The 19,806-nt window shown below is 62.2% G+C and carries 17 protein-coding genes and 2 tRNA genes; 11 read left to right on the top strand and 8 right to left on the bottom strand.

The genetic code is table 11. The features are described 5' to 3' along the window. Window positions 1-64: 64 nt before the first annotated feature. The gene (locus tag BUE21_RS05620) at window positions 65-2,299 is read right to left on the bottom strand and encodes a FepA family TonB-dependent siderophore receptor (protein WP_200796693.1); all 2,235 of its coding nucleotides are present in this window, start codon (window positions 2,297-2,299) and stop codon (window positions 65-67) included. Between the two features lie 352 nt (window positions 2,300-2,651). Between BUE21_RS05620 and BUE21_RS05615 the strand changes: the two genes are divergently transcribed. The 9 genes from BUE21_RS05615 to BUE21_RS05580 all read left to right on the top strand — a co-directional run bounded on the left by BUE21_RS05615 (window position 2,652) and on the right by BUE21_RS05580 (window position 8,163). Beyond that, the gene (locus BUE21_RS05615) at window positions 2,652-3,590 is read left to right on the top strand and encodes a LysR family transcriptional regulator (protein WP_073355700.1); all 939 of its coding nucleotides are present in this window, start codon (window positions 2,652-2,654) and stop codon (window positions 3,588-3,590) included. Between the two features lie 177 nt (window positions 3,591-3,767). Next, on the top strand, window positions 3,768-5,189 hold the full coding sequence (leuC, locus tag BUE21_RS05610) for a 3-isopropylmalate dehydratase large subunit (protein ID WP_073355587.1): 1,422 nt from the start codon (window positions 3,768-3,770) through the stop codon (window positions 5,187-5,189). 52 nt (window positions 5,190-5,241) lie between these two features. Further along, window positions 5,242-5,382 (top strand): entericidin A/B family lipoprotein, encoded by a 141-nt coding sequence (locus tag BUE21_RS05605; RefSeq protein WP_073355584.1) that lies wholly within the window; start codon window positions 5,242-5,244, stop codon window positions 5,380-5,382. Window positions 5,383-5,404: 22 nt separating this feature from the next. Then, window positions 5,405-6,073, top strand: a complete 669-nt coding sequence (gene leuD / locus BUE21_RS05600; RefSeq protein ID WP_073355582.1) for a 3-isopropylmalate dehydratase small subunit — start codon at window positions 5,405-5,407, stop codon at window positions 6,071-6,073. Window positions 6,074-6,088: 15 nt separating this feature from the next. Next, complete coding sequence (locus tag BUE21_RS14435) at window positions 6,089-6,271, top strand: hypothetical protein (protein ID WP_143164434.1); 183 nt, start codon at window positions 6,089-6,091, stop codon at window positions 6,269-6,271. 67 nt (window positions 6,272-6,338) lie between these two features. Beyond that, window positions 6,339-7,418, top strand: coding sequence for a 3-isopropylmalate dehydrogenase (gene leuB, locus BUE21_RS05595; protein ID WP_073355580.1), 1,080 nt, complete (start codon window positions 6,339-6,341; stop codon window positions 7,416-7,418). A gap of 17 nt (window positions 7,419-7,435) precedes the next feature. After that, complete coding sequence (locus tag BUE21_RS05590; protein WP_073355578.1) at window positions 7,436-7,840, top strand: group II truncated hemoglobin; 405 nt, start codon at window positions 7,436-7,438, stop codon at window positions 7,838-7,840. 130 nt (window positions 7,841-7,970) lie between these two features. Continuing rightward, a tRNA-Glu gene (locus tag BUE21_RS05585) sits at window positions 7,971-8,046 on the top strand. A 40-nt stretch (window positions 8,047-8,086) separates the two neighbouring features. Then, window positions 8,087-8,163, top strand: a tRNA-Asp gene (locus BUE21_RS05580). Between the two features lie 127 nt (window positions 8,164-8,290). Here BUE21_RS05580 and BUE21_RS05575 read toward each other — a convergent pair. The 7 genes from BUE21_RS05575 to BUE21_RS05545 form a co-directional block, all read right to left on the bottom strand. Next, entirely contained in the window at window positions 8,291-8,710 is a 420-nt protein-coding gene (locus BUE21_RS05575; protein ID WP_143164433.1) for a DUF4124 domain-containing protein, read from the bottom strand. An 8-nt stretch (window positions 8,711-8,718) separates the two neighbouring features. Next, a complete protein-coding gene (gene aat, locus BUE21_RS05570; protein ID WP_073355574.1) occupies window positions 8,719-9,459 on the bottom strand; it encodes a leucyl/phenylalanyl-tRNA--protein transferase in 741 nt (246 codons plus the stop codon). 8 nt (window positions 9,460-9,467) lie between these two features. Beyond that, window positions 9,468-10,391: a UDP-3-O-acyl-N-acetylglucosamine deacetylase gene (lpxC, locus tag BUE21_RS05565; RefSeq protein WP_073355698.1), complete on the bottom strand. Its 924-nt coding sequence runs from the start codon at window positions 10,389-10,391 to the stop codon at window positions 9,468-9,470. Between the two features lie 522 nt (window positions 10,392-10,913). Then, entirely contained in the window at window positions 10,914-12,050 is a 1,137-nt protein-coding gene (gene mnmA / locus BUE21_RS05560; protein WP_073355572.1) for a tRNA 2-thiouridine(34) synthase MnmA, read from the bottom strand. Next, window positions 12,047-15,625 (bottom strand): PAS domain-containing hybrid sensor histidine kinase/response regulator, encoded by a 3,579-nt coding sequence (locus BUE21_RS05555; RefSeq protein WP_073355569.1) that lies wholly within the window; start codon window positions 15,623-15,625, stop codon window positions 12,047-12,049. The genes mnmA and BUE21_RS05555 overlap by 4 nt, the downstream gene beginning before the upstream one ends. A 64-nt stretch (window positions 15,626-15,689) precedes the next feature. Beyond that, entirely contained in the window at window positions 15,690-16,130 is a 441-nt protein-coding gene (locus BUE21_RS05550; protein WP_073355567.1) for a thioredoxin family protein, read from the bottom strand. 1 nt (window position 16,131) lies between these two features. Next, window positions 16,132-16,467: a DUF3579 domain-containing protein gene (locus BUE21_RS05545; protein WP_073355564.1), complete on the bottom strand. Its 336-nt coding sequence runs from the start codon at window positions 16,465-16,467 to the stop codon at window positions 16,132-16,134. A gap of 441 nt (window positions 16,468-16,908) precedes the next feature. Between BUE21_RS05545 and asd the strand changes: the two genes are divergently transcribed. Beyond that, a complete protein-coding gene (gene asd / locus BUE21_RS05540) occupies window positions 16,909-18,036 on the top strand; it encodes an aspartate-semialdehyde dehydrogenase (protein ID WP_073355563.1) in 1,128 nt (375 codons plus the stop codon). Between the two features lie 117 nt (window positions 18,037-18,153). Next, window positions 18,154-19,635: a DUF4139 domain-containing protein gene (locus BUE21_RS05535; protein ID WP_073355559.1), complete on the top strand. Its 1,482-nt coding sequence runs from the start codon at window positions 18,154-18,156 to the stop codon at window positions 19,633-19,635. The last annotated feature ends 171 nt before the right edge of the window (window positions 19,636-19,806 follow it).

Below are 19,806 nucleotides of genomic sequence, written 5' to 3'. Positions count from 1 at the left end.
CCGGGTCAAGCCCGGAATGACGGTGCTGCTGGTACGGCATCGCCATGAAATCGTAAACAGGTTCTTAGAACGAACCGGTAAGCGTCAGGTAGTAGGCACGGCCCGGTTCATTGTAGGTGGCGGCACCGGCTCCTTCGGCATTGGCTGTGCGGTACAGGCGTTTGTCGCCCAGGTTTTCCACACCGAAGCCTGCCCGCAGGTTCTTGGTGATGTTCCAGTTGGCGCGCAGGCCAAACAGCGCGTAGGAGCCGCGCCCTTCGGCGGTCAGGTCCTGACCTCGCGAACCCAGCGTGCGTGGGTCCTGCTTGCCGTACAGGGTGGCGGTGAGCTGGGTGCTGAATTGCTCGTTGATGCGCCAGTCCAGGGTGCTGTTGAGCGTGAACTTGGGGATGATGGACAGGGGCTGTCCGGTATCCTTGTTCTTGTTCTGATCCATCACCGTCAGGTTGTTGAACAGTTTGAGCGTATTGCCTGATGGCCCCAGAATCGGCACATTCAGGCTGCCTTCCAGACCACGCACCTTGGCCTTGCCCGCGTTGAACCACTGGAAGTAGCGGAATGTGTTGTAGTCCACTGGCATGCCATTGGGCATGTCGGCCACGATCTTGTTCTTGTAATCGTTGTCGAAGAACGCCAGGCTGGCATCCCAGCCCTGATGATTGTTCCAGGCTACGCCGATTTCCTTGTTGATGCTGGTTTCGGGCTTCAGGTCGGGGTTGCCCTGAATATAGCAGGGGCCGCTGATGCCGATCGGGTAGCCATTGCCCATCGTCGTGTACCAGTATTCGGGGTTGGACTGGTAGATGTTCGGTGCCTTGAAGGCACGCGCTGCCCCAGCATTGACCGACCATTCATTGCTGAGCTGGTAGGTGGCGTTCAGGCTGGGGCTCCAGTTGCTGCCGAAGTTGTCGTGATGATCCAGCCGTACACCGGGGGTCAGCATCAGTGCGTCGGTCACGGCAATATTGTCTTCCAGGTACAGTGCCCAGGTGTCGCCTTCGGCCTTGCCGGTGCCGCCGGTGGTGAAGCCTGCGGGTGGATTGACGTTCTGTGAGCCAGGGTCATTGATCTTTTCCTGACGGAACTCCACGCCGGTGGTCAGCATGTGATCGAGTCCGCCCAGGCGCAACGGGGTGTACAGCTCGCCATTGACAAAGTAATTCTTCAGTTCCGACTCGCGCCAGGTCAGCGGGTTCGTGAAGTTACCTTCGCCACTGCCGGCCGCGCCTTCGTTCAGGTAGCGGCGGTTGTTGTCTTCGTACTGGAAGATCAGGCGGGAACTGCCCAGACTGCCCCAGTTGCCCCGGTGCGTCACCGATGCGGTACGGCGCAGCGTGCGGTTGGTTTCGGCAGCGGAATCGACCATTTCCTGCTGGATGGCCGTGAGGCTGCCGCCCACGAAGCGTTCGCCGGTGTAGAGGTTGCCCTGGCGGCTGATGCCCGCTTCCAGTTCCAGCACCTGTGCGGGGGTGAGGTCCCAGCGCAGCAGGGCGTTCAGGTCGCGGTTGCGTACGCCTTCGCGGCCAGCAGCCGGTGCGGCCTGGGTTCCCTGGCCTTCGTTGATGGTGGGGTCGTCGCGTTCGGTCTTGGCCACGTTGCCGTAGAGGCGGAACGACAGATTGTCGGCCAGCGGCCCAGCCAGATTGAAGCCCAGACGGCGGCTGTCGCCTTCGTTGTCCGACTGCGGCGTGCGGTAGTAGGCGGTGACTTCACCACTGAGGGTATCGGTGGGCCGCTTGGTGATGATATTGACCACGCCGCCTGCCGCGCCCGAGCCATAGCGGGCCGCTGCCGGGCCGCGCAGCACTTCGATGCGCTCCACTGCGCTGGCAGGCACCCAGTTGCTGTCGCCACGGGTGTTGCGCTCGCCGGTGCGGCGCATCATGGAGCCGTTGCGCGATTGCACGGGCTTGCCGTCGATCAGGATCAGGGTGTTTTCCGGCCCCATGCCGCGCAGGTCGATCTGCCGTTGGTTGCCGAATGCGCCGGTGGAGCTGGCACCGGAGAGGTTCACGCCCGGCATGGTGCGGATCAGCTCCGACAGGTCATTGGCAGGCGGGCGGCGTTCGATGTCTTCCTGGGTGATGGTGGATACACCCACGGCCTGGCGCAGTTGTTCTTCGGCAGTGGCCGTGACGGTGACTTCTTCCAGTTGCTGGGCGGAATCTTCGCTGCTGTCGGCGTTCTGTGCCAGCGCGGGCATGGCCATGCCGCCAAGGGCAGAAACCGCTGCAAAGGCCAGCAGGTGGCGATGGAATGGCTGGGAAGGGTGTATGGCGGCCATGTCAGGCAACTCCATGGTGGATGGTTGAAAAATGAAAGGCGCAATTTTAATGAAAGTCAGTATTATTTTTATATTTACAGAATTGACGCTGTTACAAATACGGTTTTTCTGTGGTGAATTTGCCGAAAATCCCATCGGATATGGTGATATTTATTTTGAATATCAATGGCTTGAGAGTATCTGCCAAAGCCGATCCAGACCGTCAGGGCAGGGTGGCAGCATCCGCCAATTCCTGTGGTAGCCATCGTGAAATACGATGGCTGGAGGCAGAATTTGCGAGAAAATCAGCCACAGTTTCTTTTTGAAGAAGTCTTCCACCGCTTTTCCAGACCCCATTGCCACCGCCTTCATTTCTGCCCCTGCCACCATGACCGACACCGCCCACCGCATTTCGGCCCGCAACCTCAGCCTGGCTTCCTTGCAGCTTTTCGTGGCTGTGTGCGAGGCGGGCAGCATTGGCCGTGCCGCAGAGCGTGAGCACATTGCGGCCTCGGCGGTGAGCAAGCGGCTGGCCGATCTGGAGCGCGAAATGGGCACGCCCCTGCTGCACCGGCACAGCCGGGGCGTGGCTCCCACTGCGGCCGGGGAAGGGCTGCTGCACCATGCACGGCGCATCCTGCTGGAAGTGGAGCGGCTGCAAACCGACATCCTGGAGTACGACAGCGGGGTGCGTGGCCATGTGCGCATCTGCGCCAATCTCTCGGCCATCGTGCAGTTCCTGCCCGAAGACCTGGGCAGCTTTGCGCGGCTGCATCCCAACATCAAGCTCGATGTGCAGGAGCATCTCAGCTCCGAAGTGCTCGGGGCCGTGCAGGAAGGCGCGGTGGACCTGGGCATTTGCTACAGCGGGGCGCACATTCCCCCCACTTTGCAAAGCCACGCCTACCACCGCGACCAACTGGTGCTGGTCGTGCCGCGCGGGCACGGGCTGGCCGGTTTGTCCAGCATTGCATTCGCACAGGCTCTGGCCTTCGATTTCGTGGGCTTGCACAGTGCCAGCAGCATCGGTTTTCTGATGCGGCAGGCCGCCGCCAGTGCCGGGGCCGTGCTGCGCCAGCGCATGCAGGTCAGTGGTCTGGACACCATGTGCCGCATGATCGACAACGGCCTGGGCATCGGCCTCATGCCCCACCGAGCCTTCGGCCTCATGCAGCCACTGGGCCGACTGCATGCCGTGCCGCTGCAAGACACATGGGCACTGCGGCAGTCGCGCATCATTGCCCGCGATTTCGATGCCCTGCCACCCACCACCCGGCTACTGGTCGCCCACCTGAAGGAATGTGCCAATCCGGCGGTACAGCAGTAAAATTCACCCCATCACAGTGCGAGAAAAACGGTGGAAACGCTTGAAATTCCGGCAGGATTGCGGCACATGACGGCCAGCCCTGCCTTTCCCATCATTTCCCAGTGGTGGCCATGACCCACCCCGCAACCGCCAGGCGCATTGGCCTTTTCGATTGATATAACAACAGCGAGTCTCCCCATGGCAAAAACCCTCTACGATAAAATTTTCGACGAACACGTCATCCACACCGAGGAAGACGGCACGTCCATCCTCTACATTGATCGCCATCTGGTGCATGAAGTCACCAGCCCGCAGGCGTTCGAGGGCATCCGCCAGTCCGGGCGCAAGGTCTGGCGCGTCAGCTCCATCGTGGCCACCGCCGACCACAACACCCCCACCACCGGCTGGGAACTGGGCTACGACGGCATTGCCGACCCCATCAGCAAGGAACAGATCACCACGCTGAACAAGAACATCAACGAATTCGGCGCGGCGGCCTTCTTTCCATTCATGTCCAAGGGGCAGGGCATCGTCCACGTCATGGGGCCGGAAAACGGCGCGACGCTGCCGGGCATGACCGTGGTCTGTGGCGATTCGCACACCTCCACCCACGGCGCGTTTGGCGCACTGGCGCATGGCATCGGCACCAGCGAAGTCGAGCACGTCATGACCACCCAGACCCTGCTGGCCAAAAAAGCCAAGAACATGCTTATCAAGGTGGATGGCAAGGTGGCTCCGGGCGTGACACCCAAGGATGTGGTGCTGGCCATCATCGGCAAGATCGGCACCGCAGGTGGCACGGGCTACACCATCGAATTTGCGGGTTCGGTGTTCCGGGACATGTCCATCGAAGGCCGCATGACCGTGTGCAACATGGCCATCGAAGCGGGTGCGCGCGCCGGGCTGGTGGCCGTGGACGAAAAAACCATCGAATACGTCAAGGGCCGTCCCCTCGCCCCGAAAGGATTGGAGTGGGAGCAGGCGGTGGCGTACTGGCGCACGCTGCATTCCGACCCGGATGCGCATTTCGACAAGGTCGTGGAACTCGATGGCTCGCAAATCGTGCCGCAGGTCACCTGGGGCACCTCCCCTGAAATGGTGCTGGGCGTGGATGCCCGCGTGCCCGATCCCGACAAGGAAAAGGATGCCGTCAAGCGCAGTGCCATCGAGCGTGCCCTGACCTACATGAACCTGGAGCCGGGCAAGCCCCTGGACGACATCTATGTGGACAAGGTCTTCATCGGCTCCTGCACCAACAGCCGCATCGAAGACATGCGCGAAGCCGCTGCCGTGGTGCAGAAGCTGGGCCAGAAAGTGGCCCGCAACATCAAGCTGGCGATGGTCGTGCCCGGCTCCGGCATCGTCAAGGAACAGGCCGAGCGCGAAGGGCTGGACCAGATTTTCAAGGCCGCGGGCTTTGAATGGCGCGAACCCGGCTGCTCCATGTGCCTGGCCATGAACGCCGACCGGCTGGAGCCGGGCGAGCGTTGCGCCTCCACCAGCAACCGCAACTTTGAAGGCCGCCAGGGCGCGGGTGGACGCACCCACCTGGTCAGCCCCGCAATGGCCGCTGCGGCTGCCGTCCACGGCCACTTTGTGGACATTCGCCGCTTCGCCTGAACCCCATTCCCATTCACGACTTCCCCCACGATTTCATTTCTGGAGAACCGCCATGAAAAAACACCTCACCTCCGTCGTTTCTGCCGTCGCACTCGCGCTGGCTGCCCTGGCCGTCAGTGGCTGCAACACCGTGCAGGGTGTCGGCAAGGACGTACAGAAAGCGGGTGGAGCCATCGAGCGCGCCGCCAAGTGAAAGCCCCGGAATACCTAACACCATGCAGAAATTCACCATCCACCAGGGACTCGTCGCACCGCTGGACCGCGAGAACGTCGATACCGATGCCATCATCCCCAAGCAGTTCCTCAAGTCCATCCGCAAGACCGGCTTCGGTCCCAACCTGTTCGATGAATGGCGTTACCTCGACCAGCCCGGCCAGCCGGGTGTGCCCGAATCCGAACGCAAGCCCAACCCGGACTTCGTGCTGAACCAGCCGCGCTACAAAGGCGCGTCCATCCTGCTCACGCGCCAGAACTTCGGCTGTGGCTCCAGCCGCGAACACGCCCCCTGGGCACTCGACCAGTACGGCTTTCGCGCCATCATCGCGCCCAGCTATGCCGACATCTTCTTCAACAACAGCTTCAAGAACGGCCTGCTGCCCATCGTCCAGCCCGAATCCGTGGTCAGCCAGTTGTTCGATGATGTCTATGCCTTCCCCGGCTACGAACTCACCATCGACCTCGAACGCCAGGTCATCATCCGCCCGCAAGGCGAAGAACTGCCATTCGATGTCGTGCCATTTCGCAAATACTGCCTGCTCAACGGCTTCGATGACATCGGCCTGACCCTGCGCCATGCCGACAAGATCAAGGCCTACGAAGCCGAACGCCTGGCCACCAAGCCCTGGCTCGCACACACCCTGCGCGTGGACAAGGTCGCCAACTGAAAGCCCCACTCTCCCATGCGTGAAGGCATCGTCATCTTTTTGACCTGTTTGTGCAGCCATGCGGTGCTGATGCTGCTGTGGATGTGGAGAACCCGAAAACCATGGCGCGTCCTGCGCCGTGAGGCCTGGGTAGGGCATGCCACCATCCCCATTTCCATTGTCACCGGCCTGTTCATCGCCAATACCTTCATCCTCTGACCGGTCTGGATGGCCTGCCTCCACCCAACCGGTTTCCTCCCATTTCCCTTGCTCTGAAAGTTACAACATGAAAATCGCAGTTCTTCCCGGTGACGGTATCGGTCACGAAATCATTGCCGAAGCCGTCAAGGTACTGAACGTGCTCGACCTGTCGCTGGAACTGGAAACCGCCTCCGTGGGCGGAACCGCCTACAAGGAACAGGGCCATCCGCTGCCCGAATCCACCCTCAAGCTGGCCAAGGAGGCCGATGCCATCCTGTTCGGCGCAGTCGGCGACTTCCAGTACGACAACCTGGAACGCCACCTGCGCCCCGAACAGGCCATCCTCGGCCTGCGCAAGGAACTCGGACTGTTCGCCAACCTGCGCCCGGCCATCTGCTACGAGCAACTGACCCACGCCTCCAGCCTCAAGCCTGAACTCGTGGCCGGTCTCGACCTGCTCATCATCCGCGAACTCACCGGCGACATCTACTTTGGCCAACCGCGTGGCCGCCGCACCGCCACCGATGGCCACTTCCCCGGCGCGGAAGAAGCCTTCGACACCATGCGCTACTCCCGCCCCGAAATCGAACGCATTGCCCACACTGCCTTCCAGGCCGCCCGCAAGCGCAAGAACAAAGTCACCAGCGTCGATAAAGCCAACGTGCTGGAAACCTTCCAGTTCTGGCGCGACGTGGTCACCGAAGTCCACCAGCAATACCAGGATGTCACGCTGGAACACATGTATGTGGACAACGCCGCCATGCAGCTCGTCAAGGCCCCCAAGAACCTCGACGTGGTCGTCACCGGCAACATGTTCGGCGACATCCTCAGCGACGAAGCCGCCATGCTCACCGGCTCCATCGGCATGCTGCCATCGGCCAGCCTGAACGCCAGGAGCCAGGGCCTGTACGAACCCAGCCACGGCAGTGCCCCGGACATTGCAGGCCAAGGCATTGCCAACCCGCTGGCCACCATCCTCTCTGCCGCCATGATGCTGCGCTACTCCCTCAACCAGGCCGAAGCCGCCGACCGCATCGAACAGGCCGTGCAGACCGTGCTGGCACAGGGCCTGCGCACCGGCGACATCTACAGCGAAGGCACCACCCGCGTCGGCACTGCCCAGATGGGCGATGCCGTTGTGGCCGCACTGCAAAACGCCCGCTGAACCAGCGACTGCCATCCATGCAAATCGAGGAAAAACCGCCATTCGATACCCCCTTCGAATGGCTGGGAGGCGAGGCGCGGGTGCGCGAACTGGTGGAACGCTTCTACGACCTCATGGAACTGGAGCCGACCTACGCCGCCTTGCGTGCCACCCACGGCCCTTCGCTGGACGAGGCCCGCGAAAAGCTGTTCCTGTTCCTGTGCGGCTGGCTGGGCGGGCCGGACTACTATGTGCAACGCTACGGCCACCCACGCCTGCGCATGCGCCACCTGCCATTTGCCATCGGCATCCGCGAACGCGATGAATGGGTCATCTGCATGAACCAGGCCATGCAGGAGATCAACGTGCCCGATGCCCTGCGCGAACGCCTGACCCGCAGCTTCATGCAGACCGCCGACTGGATGCGCAACAAAGGGGGATAAAAAATTTCAGAATTTTTTGAAATTTTTCTGAAAGCCGTATTTTCCTGATGCTAGAATCTCGCCTTCTCGACGCACAGGGCTGATTTTGAAAACAAAAAGCCAGCCCAGTATCGAAAAAGTCCAAGGTTTTGACCCTATCGTCTAGAGGCCTAGGACACCACCCTTTCACGGTGGGTACCGGGGTTCGAATCCCCGTAGGGTCGCCAAAAACGCTGGGTTTGTCCAAGGCAAATTCAGTCGCTACCAGGAGCGGTAGTTCAGTTGGTTAGAATACCGGCCTGTCACGCCGGGGGTCGCGGGTTCGAGTCCCGTCCGCTCCGCCAAGTCGAACATTGCAATAAAATGACTCAAAAAAGCCACCGATTGGTGGCTTTTTTTGTTTTGGTTCGGTGTGAACTGTGAAGGTGAGGGGGGGGCCGTGCAGACTGCCTTTGGCATTGATACGACGCCCTAGCAGTACCGATCCACCATCTGGATGGCGCGTTGCAGCCGTCCGGGTTCGGGTTTGACGAGGTTGCGCACAATTTTTTCTTCCCGTTGCCATTTTTCGCACTGGTTGATGTCCTTGGTGCTGTGGCCGTAGGAGGTGCGGCGGGTGGCCTGCTGGGCCATCTGGCTGCGCTCGGCAGTCTTGCGCTGGTTTTCGGCTATCTGCTGCTGTTGTCTGCGCACATTGGCCTGTTCGGTTTGCCTACGTTGCGCATTCGTCTGGGCTTGGGCTTGCTGCACTTGCACGATTTCCTTGGTGCTTGCCGGGCAGTCCTGGTTGCTGTAGGTGATTTTTCCCTGCGCATTGATGCACTTGTGAACCTGCGCCACCGCACCGAGGGACGTACACGCCAGAATGATGGCAACCATGCGGTGTTTCATGTCGGGCCTCATTGGGTATCCAGCAGATATTGCCAGTCGGCAGGGTGGAATGTCCACGCGGGGCTGGGCAGGTCGCGGGTCTGTTGCAGTCTTTCGAGGAATTGCGCACGGGGAATTTCCCGCCCGCCCAGCGAGGCCAGATGTGCAGTGTTCTGCTGGCAGTCTATCCATTCTATGCCGTGCTTGCGGCACAAGGCCACCAGCGCGGCGAGGGCGATCTTGGAGGCATCGGGGCGCAGCGCGAACATGGATTCGCCGAAAACGGCCTGGCCGATGTGGATGAAGTAGAGGCCGCCGGTGAGTTCACCATCGACCCAGGTTTCCACGCTGTGCGCGTGCCCGGCTTCGTGGAAGCGGCGGTAGGCGGCCTGCATTTCGGGGCGAATCCAGGTGCCGTCCTGTCCGGCGCGGGGCACATGGGCGCAGTGGTGCAGCACTTGCGCAAAGGCGGTGTCGATGCGGATTTCACAGCGCGCCTGGAGCCGGAACCGTGCCACGGTCTTGCGCAGGCTGCGGTGCAGGCGAAATGCGTCCACCGGCAGGATCATGCGCGGATCGGGCGACCACCAGAGGATCGGCGGGGTGGAATACCACGGGAAGATGCCCTGCCGGTAGGCGGCTTGCAGGGTGCGGGTGCTCAGGTCGCCGCCGATGGCCAGCGGGCCGAATTCCTCGCTGACGCTTGCGTAGGCGGGGAAGGCTTCGCCCGGCTGGAGCAGGGCGAAGGGGGGCAGGGCCGAGGCCGTCATGGCGGCGATTACCAGATGGTGGCCAGGCGGCCAAAGCCTTGCGGGGCGGCTTTTTCGTCGTCGAAGGAGACGACTTCCCAGGCTTCGGGATGCCGGAGCAATTCGCGCAGTAGCAGGTTGTTCATGCCGTGGCCGGAGCGGTAGGCACTGTAGGCGGCCAGCAGGGGTTTGCCGAGGATGTAGAGGTCGCCAATGGCATCAAGGATTTTGTGTTTGGCGAATTCGTCTTCGTAGCGCAGGCCGTCGGCGTTGAGCACTTTGTAGTCGTCCAGCACGATGGCGTTGTCGAAGCCGCCGCCGCGTGCCAGGCCCAGGGAGCGCATCATTTCCACGTCCTTGGTGAAGCCGAAGGTGCGGGCGCGGGCGATGTCGCGGCTGTAGTTGTCGGTGCCCATGTCGAATTCCACGGTCTGGCCGGTGGAATCGACGGCGGGGTGGCGAAAGTCGATCTGGAATTGCAGCTTGAAGCCGTGGTAGGGCACGAGCCGTGCCCATTTCTCCTGCTTGCCGTCGTTTTCGCGCACTTCCACGGGCTTCTTGACGCGCACGAATTGCTTGGGTGCGGCCTGCACGGCAATGCCAGCGTTTTGCAGCAGATAGACGAAGGAGGCGGCAGAGCCGTCGAGAATGGGGATTTCCTCGGCGGTGATGTCGATGTGGAGGTTGTCGATGCCCAGCCCGGCACAGGCGGACATGATGTGCTCGATGGTGGAGACCTTGGCTCCGTCGCGTCCCAGGGTGGAGGCCATGCGGGTATCGACCACGGTTTCTGCGGCCACGGGAATATCGACCGGCTCGGGCAGGTCGATGCGGCGGAACACGATGCCAGTGTTCTCCGCCGCCGGGCGCAGGGTCAGTTCCACACGCTGGCCGCTGTGCAGCCCCACGCCGACGGCACGGGTCAGGGTCTTGATGGTTCTTTGAGCGAGCATGCTGGCGTCCAAGTCAGGGATTGCGAGGGTATCAATTTTAAGCCCATGCGGCTATGTGGCTGGTTCATGGTCTTCTGCGGGAGCATGGGTATCTACGCAAGTCGGTCATTCCCGTCATTCCGGCGCAGGCCCACTGCTGTCCGGAATAAATGGGAGTACTCCCTGCAAACCGTTGCAACATCTGGATTTTCGGTATTTCCTATGAAAACCGACTCCAATTTCTGCACTTCATCCACTTACCCCACACCGTCATTCCGGCGTAGGCCGGAATCCAGTAACCCCTTGTGCCATTGGGCAATATCAGTGTTTGTTTCAATGTCGTCACTGGATTCCGGCCTACGCCGGAATGACGGCAGTTTGGGATGAAAAGACAGTTGAAATAGCAGCATCCACACGCCTGCCCAAACATTCCGGACAGCAGTGGATCGAGCAAGGAAACGGGGTGTTTGCTGGTCGTCCAAAGATGTGTAGATACCTATCCTATGCTGTGGGAGGCGGGCAAGCGCAGGGGGCAGCGTGTTTTCAGGGCAACGCCGCCTCAATGATGCCACCACCCAGGCACACGTCGCCGTCGTAGAGTACGGCGGACTGACCGGGGGTGACGGCCCATTGTGCCTGCGCGCTGAAATCCAGCCGGAAGGGGGCGGATGGGGTGGCTGGTGCTGCGGTGCCTGGGAGCAACTGGCAGGGGGCATCGGCCTGGCGGTAGCGGGTCTTGGCGGCATGTGCGCCGGGGGCCGGGGGCTGTCCGGCAATCCAGCTTGCCTGGCCGGCGATGACCTGACGCGAGAGCAGTGCGGCGTGGTCGTGGCCTTGCACGACGTGCAGGGTGTTGTGCTCCAGGTCTTTGCGGGCAACGAACCAGGGCTGGTGCTCGCCACCGCCGCGCTGCGCGCCTTTTTCCTTGATGCCGCCAATGCCCAGCCCCTGGCGTTGCCCAAGGGTGTAGAACGACAGGCCAATGTGCTGCCCGATGGTGCGTCCGCGCTCGTCCACGATGGCTCCGGGGCGGTGGGCGATGTACTGGTGGAGGAATTCGCGGAACGGGCGTTCGCCGATGAAGCAGATGCCGGTGGAGTCTTTCTTGCGGGCGTTGGGCAGGCCGATGTCGGCGGCAATGCGCCGCACTTCGGTTTTGTGCAGTTCGCCCACGGGGAAGCAGGTTCTGGCCAGTTGCACCTGGGTCAGGCGGTGCAGGAAGTAGCTCTGGTCCTTGGCGGGGTCGATGCCTTTGAGGAGCTGGTGCAGGCCGCTGGCGGCATCGTGGCGCACGCGGGCGTAGTGGCCGGTGGCGATGCGTTCCGCGCCCAGCCGCATGGCGTGGTCGAGGAAGGATTTGAACTTGATTTCGGCATTGCACAGCACGTCGGGGTTGGGGGTGCGCCCGGCCTGGTATTCGCGCAGGAAGTCGGCGAAGACGCGGTCTTTGTATTCCGCCGCAAAATTGACGTGTTCCATGTCGATGCCGATGACATCGGCCACGGCGGCGGCATCCAGAAAGTCCTGGCGGCTGGAGCAGTATTCGCTTTCATCGTCGTCTTCCCAGTTTTTCATGAAGATGCCGACGACTTCGTGCCCGGCCTGTTTCAGCAGCCAGGCGGTGACGGCGGAATCCACGCCGCCGCTCAATCCCACAATGATTCGGTGTTTTGCTGTCATGGTGGCATTATCCGCGTTTGCGCCGTGGCCACCGAGGTCAGGAAGGCGCGCAGCGAGGCGGGCTTGAGGGGTTTGGTGAGCACTTTGCAGCCTTGCGCCTGGGCTTCTTCGCGCAGGCTGTCGCTGCCATCGGCGGTGAGCAGGGCGGTGGCAATGTGCGGGTGCTGTTGGCGCAGCAGTTGCAGGGCCTGCAAGCCGCTGAGGCGGTCGTGCAGGTGGTAGTCGGTCAGCACCACGGTGGGCTGGCGTGCCATGCTCTGCAATGCGCCATCGACGGTGCTGGCGCACAGCAGTTCCACGCCCCAGCGCGGCAACAGGGCCTGCATGCCTGCAAGGATGTCGGGGTCGTTGTCGAGGCAGAGCACCCGCAGCCCTTGCAGCACGGAGGGGCCGGAACTGGGGGCTGTCGGCATGGCCACAGGCAGTTCCGGGCTGTCGGGCGTTGTGGCGCAGGCGAGTGCGGCAATGGGCACGCTGATGGCAAAGACGCTGCCGTGGCCGACGCGCGAGTGGGCGACGAGGGGGTGTTCGAGCAGCAGGGCAATGCGCTGGCAGATGGACAGGCCCAGCCCCAGGCCGCGCCCGTCCCAGTCGAAGTCCTGCTCGTAGCGGTGGAATTCGTCGTATATCTGGCGCAGGTGGTCGGGGGGAATGCCAGAGCCGGTGTCCCAGACTTGCAGCAGCAACTGGTTGCCGCGTGGCCGTGCGGCCAGCACGATGCGGCCTCTGCGGGTGTAGCGCAGGGCATTGGCCAGAAAGTTTTGCAGCACGCGGCGCAACAGCGTGGGATCGCTGCGCACGCCGACACTGTGGTTGTGCAGGCGGATGACCAGACCGCGTTTCTCGGCCATCGGCGTGTATTGCTGGTGGAGTTGGGCGAGCAGCGGGGCAATGTCGAATGTGCTGATCTGGGGCTTGAGCACGCCGGTATTGAGGCGCGAGATGTCCAGAATGCCATCCAGCAGTTCTTCGGCAGAGCGCAGTGCGGCATCGACCCGTGCGGCCAGATGCTGCATTTCGGCAGGGTGCTGGCTTTCGCACAGGGCAGAGGCAAAAAGCCGCGCGGCATGGACGGGTTGCAATACGTCGTGGCTGATGGCGGTGAGAAAGCGTGTGCGCGATTCGTGCGCCAGTTCGGCCTCGGCGGTGCGTTCGGCCACGCGCTGCTCCAGGGTTTCGTTGATGTCGCGCAGTTCCTGTTCGGCGCGGCGAAAGGCGGTGATGTCGCTGTAGCTGGTGACGTAACCGCCACCGGGCAGGGGGTGGCCACGCAACTGGATGACCTGGCCATCGGGCAGGCTGCGCTCGTACACATAGGCGGAGCCGGCCTTCATGAAAGCGATGCGCTTGGTGACTTCCTGCTGTACATCGGCGGGCTGGGGCGGGTTGGCGTTGGCTGGGTTGGCATCCGTATCGGTGCCGGTGGGGGCCATGTGCGGGCTGATATGGCCGCTTTCGAGGTTGTAGCGAATCAACTCTTCCACGGCCCGACCCACATACAGCATGCCCGCTGGATACTGGAACAGTTGCTGGTAGCGCGGATTCCAGGCCACCAGCCGCATGTCGGCATCGACCACGCTGACGGCCTGATCCATGTTTTCCAGGGTGGCCAGCAGGATTTCGCGGTTGAAGCGCAGCTCGGGGCCGGCCTTGTCCAGCACCTCCATCACTGCCGAGAGTTCCATGCCGGAGCCTTGCAGGGCGCGGGTGAGCACCAGCCGCGCCGATGCCGCCCCCACGGCTCCTGCCAGCAGCAGTTCGGTGAAGTGCATCCAGGAGCCGTTGGCGCGCGCATCGGGCCGGAATGGCTGCTGCTCGCTCTGCGCCTGGGCCACAAAGGCCTTGCGGGCGGTGCGCTCGCCAATGATGCGGCCAGCCAGTGCCTCCAGATCGCCCACGCGCAGGTGGCTGGGCAGTGGCGGTGCATGGGGCGTGGCATGGCGTTGTGCCGAAGGGTTGAGGAACGCATCGGCCTGCAACTGTTCGGACAGGCCGGGGGGACGCACGATGGACACCAGCAGCACGGTCATGACGTTCACCAGCAGCGACCAGAACGTGCCGTGGCTGAGGCGGTCCATGCCTTGCAACCCCAGCAGCGCGTGCGGATGCAGCCATGCCTGCCCGAACAGCCCACGCTGTACCCAGTCGCCACCGATGATGCCCGCCGCAGCCAGCTCGGGCAGCAGCAGGGTGTAGGCCCAGATGGCAAAGCCTGCCAGCAGCCCGGCCTCCACGCCCTTGCGGCTGACGCCGCGCCAGTACAGTCCGGCCAGCAGCGCGGGGGCGAACTGCGCCACCGCAACAAAAGACATCAGCCCCAGCGCGGCCAGTTCCGTGCTCGACTCCATGTTGCGTGAATAGCTGTAGGCCAGCAGGGCCAGCAGCACAATCGCCACACGCCGCACCCAGAGCACCGTGGAGGCCATATTGCCCAGGCTGTCGATGCGGCTGCCCATGCTGTGTCCGGGCGCGTCGTGGCGCAGTGCCGTGCGGCGCAACAGCAGGGGCATGACCAGGTCGTTGCTGACCATGTTGGACAAAGCCACGCTCACCACGATCACCATGCCGGTGGCCGCCGAGAACCCGCCAATATAGGCCAGCAAAGCCAGCCACTGCTGGTTCTGCGAGAGCGGCAAGGCCAGCACAAAGCTGTCGGGAACGAACTGGCCTTGCAGGCCGAACAGGGCCAGCCCGGCAGCGGCAATCGGCAAGACCATGGCACTGACGACCACCAGATAACCGCCGAACCACCAGCGTGAGCGCGGGATGTCAGCCACATCGACGCATTCCACAATCGCCACATGGAACTGCCGTGGCAGGCAGACCATCGCCACAAAGGCCAGCACGGTCTGCCCGGCAAACCCCACCGGTGGGGCCTGCTGGATGAGGGTGGCCGATGCCTGCACCCAGTTCACTCCCTGCTGGCCCAGCCAGTGCATGGCAAACAGCCCCACCGCCACCAGGGCCAGCAGCTTGATGACCGATTCAAACGCCACGGCCAGCATCAGACCGGGGCGGTGCTCGGTGGCATCCACCTGGCGCGTGCCGAACAGAATGGCAAACAGGGCCATGATGGCGGCCACATACAGGGCCGGGTCGTGAATGGCATGCGCGCTGGTGGCCGTGCCGGTCAGAATCTCCAGGCTGATGGCCACCGCCTTGTACTGCAATGCCAGATAGGGCACGGCGGCGACCAATGCGATCAGCGACACCCAGGCCGCCAGCCGTTGCGAGCGGCCAAAGCGCGAGCCGATGAAGTCGGCAATCGACACTGTGCTCTGCGCCCGCGCCACCACTGCCAGCCGCTGCAACATGCGCCAGCCCAGCAGCATCAGCAGCATCAGCAGCAGCGGCCCCAGGTAAATCGGCAGGTAGCCCAGGCCATACCGCGCCGCCGTGCCCACCGCGCCGTAAAACGTCCACGAGGTGCAATACACGGCCAGGGCAAGGCTGTACAGCACAGTGCGCAGCCAGGGAGTCTTGCGATAAATGGACGTGCGATCACCCACCCAGGCCACGGCAAACAGCATAGCCGCATACAGCAAAGAAATCAGCACCACCCAGCCGGACATCATGGCGATTGCACTCCTTGCAAAAAGAAATACCCTCAAGGCACTGCCGCAAGCGCGCAACCGTGCGTCAGAATGGCGAGTCGTCGGCCTGTTGCGCCAGAGCCAGCAAATCTGGCCACACGGCGGCAGCGTGGGAACATGCAGGCGAGTGGGGCGCAGGGGCTGGCATCTCCAGCCAGTCCTGAATCATGCGTTTCAGAATGCCGATTTGCGGCATCACCGCGCCCTGGAACAAGACAGAGTCTGGCTCTGGAGAACCGGCGAAACCGGCCGCCACAGTCGGGAAAGTTTCCACCTCCTGATCGCCCAGTGCGGCAGAAACGGCATCGTCTTCCACATCCAGCCAGGCGAAATGCACGCCGGGAAACTGCGCCGACAGTTGCCAGAACATTGGCTCATAGTCCCGGCACACCCCGCACCACTGGGCGCACAGCACGATCACCCACAGGCCATGCGGGCGCGCTGATGCAGGGAGTGTGAGGGTTTCAGCGCAGGGCACGGGGAACATGTCAAGCCCTTGCGGGGGGGGGGTCGGGAATCAGGCAGGCTTCCACGGTTTGCAGGTGGTTGTCTCTGGCGAAGTCCATCACGAAGGCCCAGGCCATTGGCTCGTGTTCGCGCAGGGCTGTATTGACCACCACGCATTTCACTCCATCGATCACCGTGGGCACGCACCAGGGCGAATAGGACAGATGCGCTCCCAATCGGTGGCCCCCGCTGCCGCCAGGCCGAAAGCTGCTCATGACACCCGCCAGACGTTCGGACCAGTCGCTGGGGCGAAATGTTTTGCCTTCCTGGGTTTTGCCCAGAATGAAGACTTCTTGATTGGATGGGGTAGCGGCCATCGGTGGGGTACTTTCACACCCTGCCAAGGTAGTGCAGGGGGGATTGACAGACAGGCGAGGCCAGAGGTGAAAAGGTGTCTCCACGCTGGCCGGATACGATGCCGATTTTACCCTGCTATCCGGGGGGCAGGGCATCTGGGAGGGCGAGAGCCACGGCCATGCCGGGTTATCCCGAAAATTCGCCTGCCCCCTGTGCAGCAGGGCGCAAAATCGCTATACTTGCCAACCGTTATGTTGATCCACGCCCCCTTCCTTCCCGCCTGCTCTGTGGCCGATGATGGCCGCCGGAGGTCCTCGGGTGCGTCCATCAACACCACCAAGACGATTAAGAGCTGACCTGCTCTCGGATCGTCGTGCCCTGAAAAACCGGCCAGACGAGCCGGGGCAGGAAAAGTTTCGCAGATTCCGCAACTTTCTCCACTTCAAAAGGGCATATCCCAAATGACAAAACTCACAGGACTCGTAGGCTGGCGCGGCATGGTTGGTTCCGTGCTGCTCGACCGCATGGCCGCCGAAGGCGACTTCGACGTCATCGAACCCGTATTCTTCTCCACCTCCAATGCGGGCGGCCAGGCTCCTGCCTATGCGAAGAATGAAACCGTCCTGAAGGATGCCTACGATATCGAGGCACTGCGCCAGTGCGAGATCATCATCACCGCACAGGGTGGCGACTACACCAAGCAGGTCTATCCGCAACTGCGCGCCGCAGGCTGGAAGGGGCACTGGATCGATGCCGCTTCGTCGCTGCGCATGGAAAAAGATGCCGTGATCGTGCTCGACCCCGTCAATCTGCCAGTCATTCAGAACGCCTTGGCCCACGGTGGCAACACCTGGGTGGGCGGCAACTGTACGGTCAGTTGTATGCTGATGGGCGTGGGCGCACTCTACAAGGCCGGGCTGGTCGAATGGATGAGCACCCAGACCTATCAGGCAGCGTCTGGTGGTGGTGCGCAGCACATGCGCGAACTGCTGACCCAGTACGGCACGCTCTACGCCGAGGTCAAGGCCCTGCTGGACGACCCGAAAAGCGCGATTCTGGAAATCGATCGCCAGGTCATCGCCAGGCAACGCAGCTTGTCCGCCCAGGAAACCGCCAACTTCCTCGTGCCGCTGGGTGGCTCGCTGATTCCCTGGATCGATTCCGATCTGGGCAATGGTGTCAGCCGCGAGGAATGGAAAGGCATGGCCGAAACCAACAAGATTCTGGGGCAGGGCGAAGGCTTCGGCACCACTGCCATCCCGGTCGATGGTTTCTGTGTGCGCGTCGGAGCCATGCGCTGCCACAGCCAGGCACTGACCTTCAAGCTCAAGAAGGATGTGCCGCTGGATGAGATCGAAGGCATGATCGCCGCCGACAACGAATGGGCCAAGGTCGTTCCCAACACCAAGGAAGCCACCATTGAGCAGCTCACCCCGGTGGCCGTGACCGGCACCATGAATATCCCGGTTGGGCGCATCCGAAAGCTGGCGATGGGGCCGGAATATCTGGGTGCATTCACCATCGGCGACCAACTGCTGTGGGGAGCTGCCGAGCCATTGCGCCGGATGCTGCGGATTCTGGTGGACTGATCTTCAGGATGGCATCGGTTTGCCGCAATGGGCAAGCCGATGTCCGTCGGGTGTTGAACCAAATCGGTGCGCCAGCCTCTATGACCAGGGTTGATTGACCACTACAAGGAGTTTTGAATGTCCGCACCTTCCTCTGATTCTTCTCCTGCACGCCACCATGCCTCGGCCCTGGCGTGGGCCGCAGCGGCCCTGACCGCCAGTGTGGCGGCCACAGCGGCACCAGCGGAAACCACCAGCACCGCCGAACAGCGTCGCGCGGTATCCGTGACCATCTACAACGAATCGCTGGCACTGGTGCGCGAAGAGCGCGAACTGGAGCTGCAACAGGGGTTGAACCGGGTGGCCCTGCGGGAAGTCTCGGCGCAGATTCGCCCCGAAACCGCCAGCTTGCGCAGTCTTTCCGGTGGTGCCCTGAGCCTGCTGGAACAGAATTTCGATTTTGATCTGCTTTCCCCACAGGCACTGCTGGACAAACATGTGGGCCAGAGCGTGACCATCCTGACGCGCAACCCCCAGACTGGCGCGGAAACCCGCGAAACCGCCACCGTGCTGGCCAACAACCAGGAGCCGGTATTGCAGTATGCCGACCGGGTCGAAGCCGGTCTGCCGGAGCATGCCCGCATCGTCTATGGTGCGCTGCCGCGCAATCTGCGCGATCGCCCCACGCTCGTGGTGGATGTGCATGCCCCACAGGCAGGCAAGCGTCTGGCAGACCTTTCCTATCTGACGGGCGGCCTGTCATGGAAGGCCGATTATGTGGCCACTCTCGCGCCCGATGAGAAAACCCTGGACTTGGCGGGATGGGTGACACTCACCAACCAAAGTGGTGCAAGCTACGACAATGCCCGCCTGCAACTGGTGGCCGGCGATGTGAATCGCGTGGCGGAAATGGACAATCGCCAACGCTTCAGGGCCATGGAGTCGGTTGCCATGGCGGCCGCTCCAGCCCCGATGGCGCAGGAAGAACTGTTCGAGTACCACCTCTACACCCTGGGTCGCCCCACCGATTTGCGCAACAACCAGACCAAACAGGTAGCCTTGCTCCATGCCAGCAAGGTACCGGTGGACAAGGAGTACCGCCTGCAAGGGGCGCAGCACTGGTACCAGAGCCTGCTGCACAACGACAATCTGAGCCTGCCCGAAAAAGGGGATGAGCGCAAGGTCAGCGTCTTCCTGCAATTCAAGAACAGCGGTGGCGAGCTGGGCGTGCCGCTGCCCAAGGGTGTGGTGCGGGTGTACAAGGACGATTCCAGCCAACGCAGCCTGTTTGTGGGAGAAGACCGCATCGACCACACTGCCCGCAACGATGACGTGCGCCTGCGGCTGGGCAATGCCTTCGATGTCAATGGCAACTGGAAGCACACCAATACCCGGCGCATCAGCAAGAATGAATACGAGGCTTCCTTCACCATTGACCTGCGCAACGCCAAGGATCAGCCAGTGAGCGTGAACGTCGTCGAGCCGGTGCCGGGAAGCTGGAGCATCCTCAAGGAAAGCCATCCTTCCACCAAGCCCACCGCCAACCTGGCGCAGTGGGAAATCCGCGTTCCTGCCAATGGAAGCACCCAACTGGACTATACGGTGCGCGTCAAACTCTGACGCATTGACCCTTCTGCGGCTACCCAACCACCCATCCATGCCCTATGGTGGGTGGTAATACTTAATTTGATATGAAAAAATAAAAATATATTATTTAAAATATTAATGAATTGTGCTTATAGTCCCCAACCATGCACTGCACAGCAGCGATGCCCGCAATGCAAGAGCACA

The sequence above is a fragment of the Lampropedia hyalina DSM 16112 genome (genome assembly GCF_900129055.1).
GTDB classification, from domain to species: domain Bacteria; phylum Pseudomonadota; class Gammaproteobacteria; order Burkholderiales; family Burkholderiaceae_C; genus Lampropedia; species Lampropedia hyalina.
Note: the sequence above shows the minus strand (reverse complement) of the source record. Positions and strands in the feature narration are given on the sequence as shown.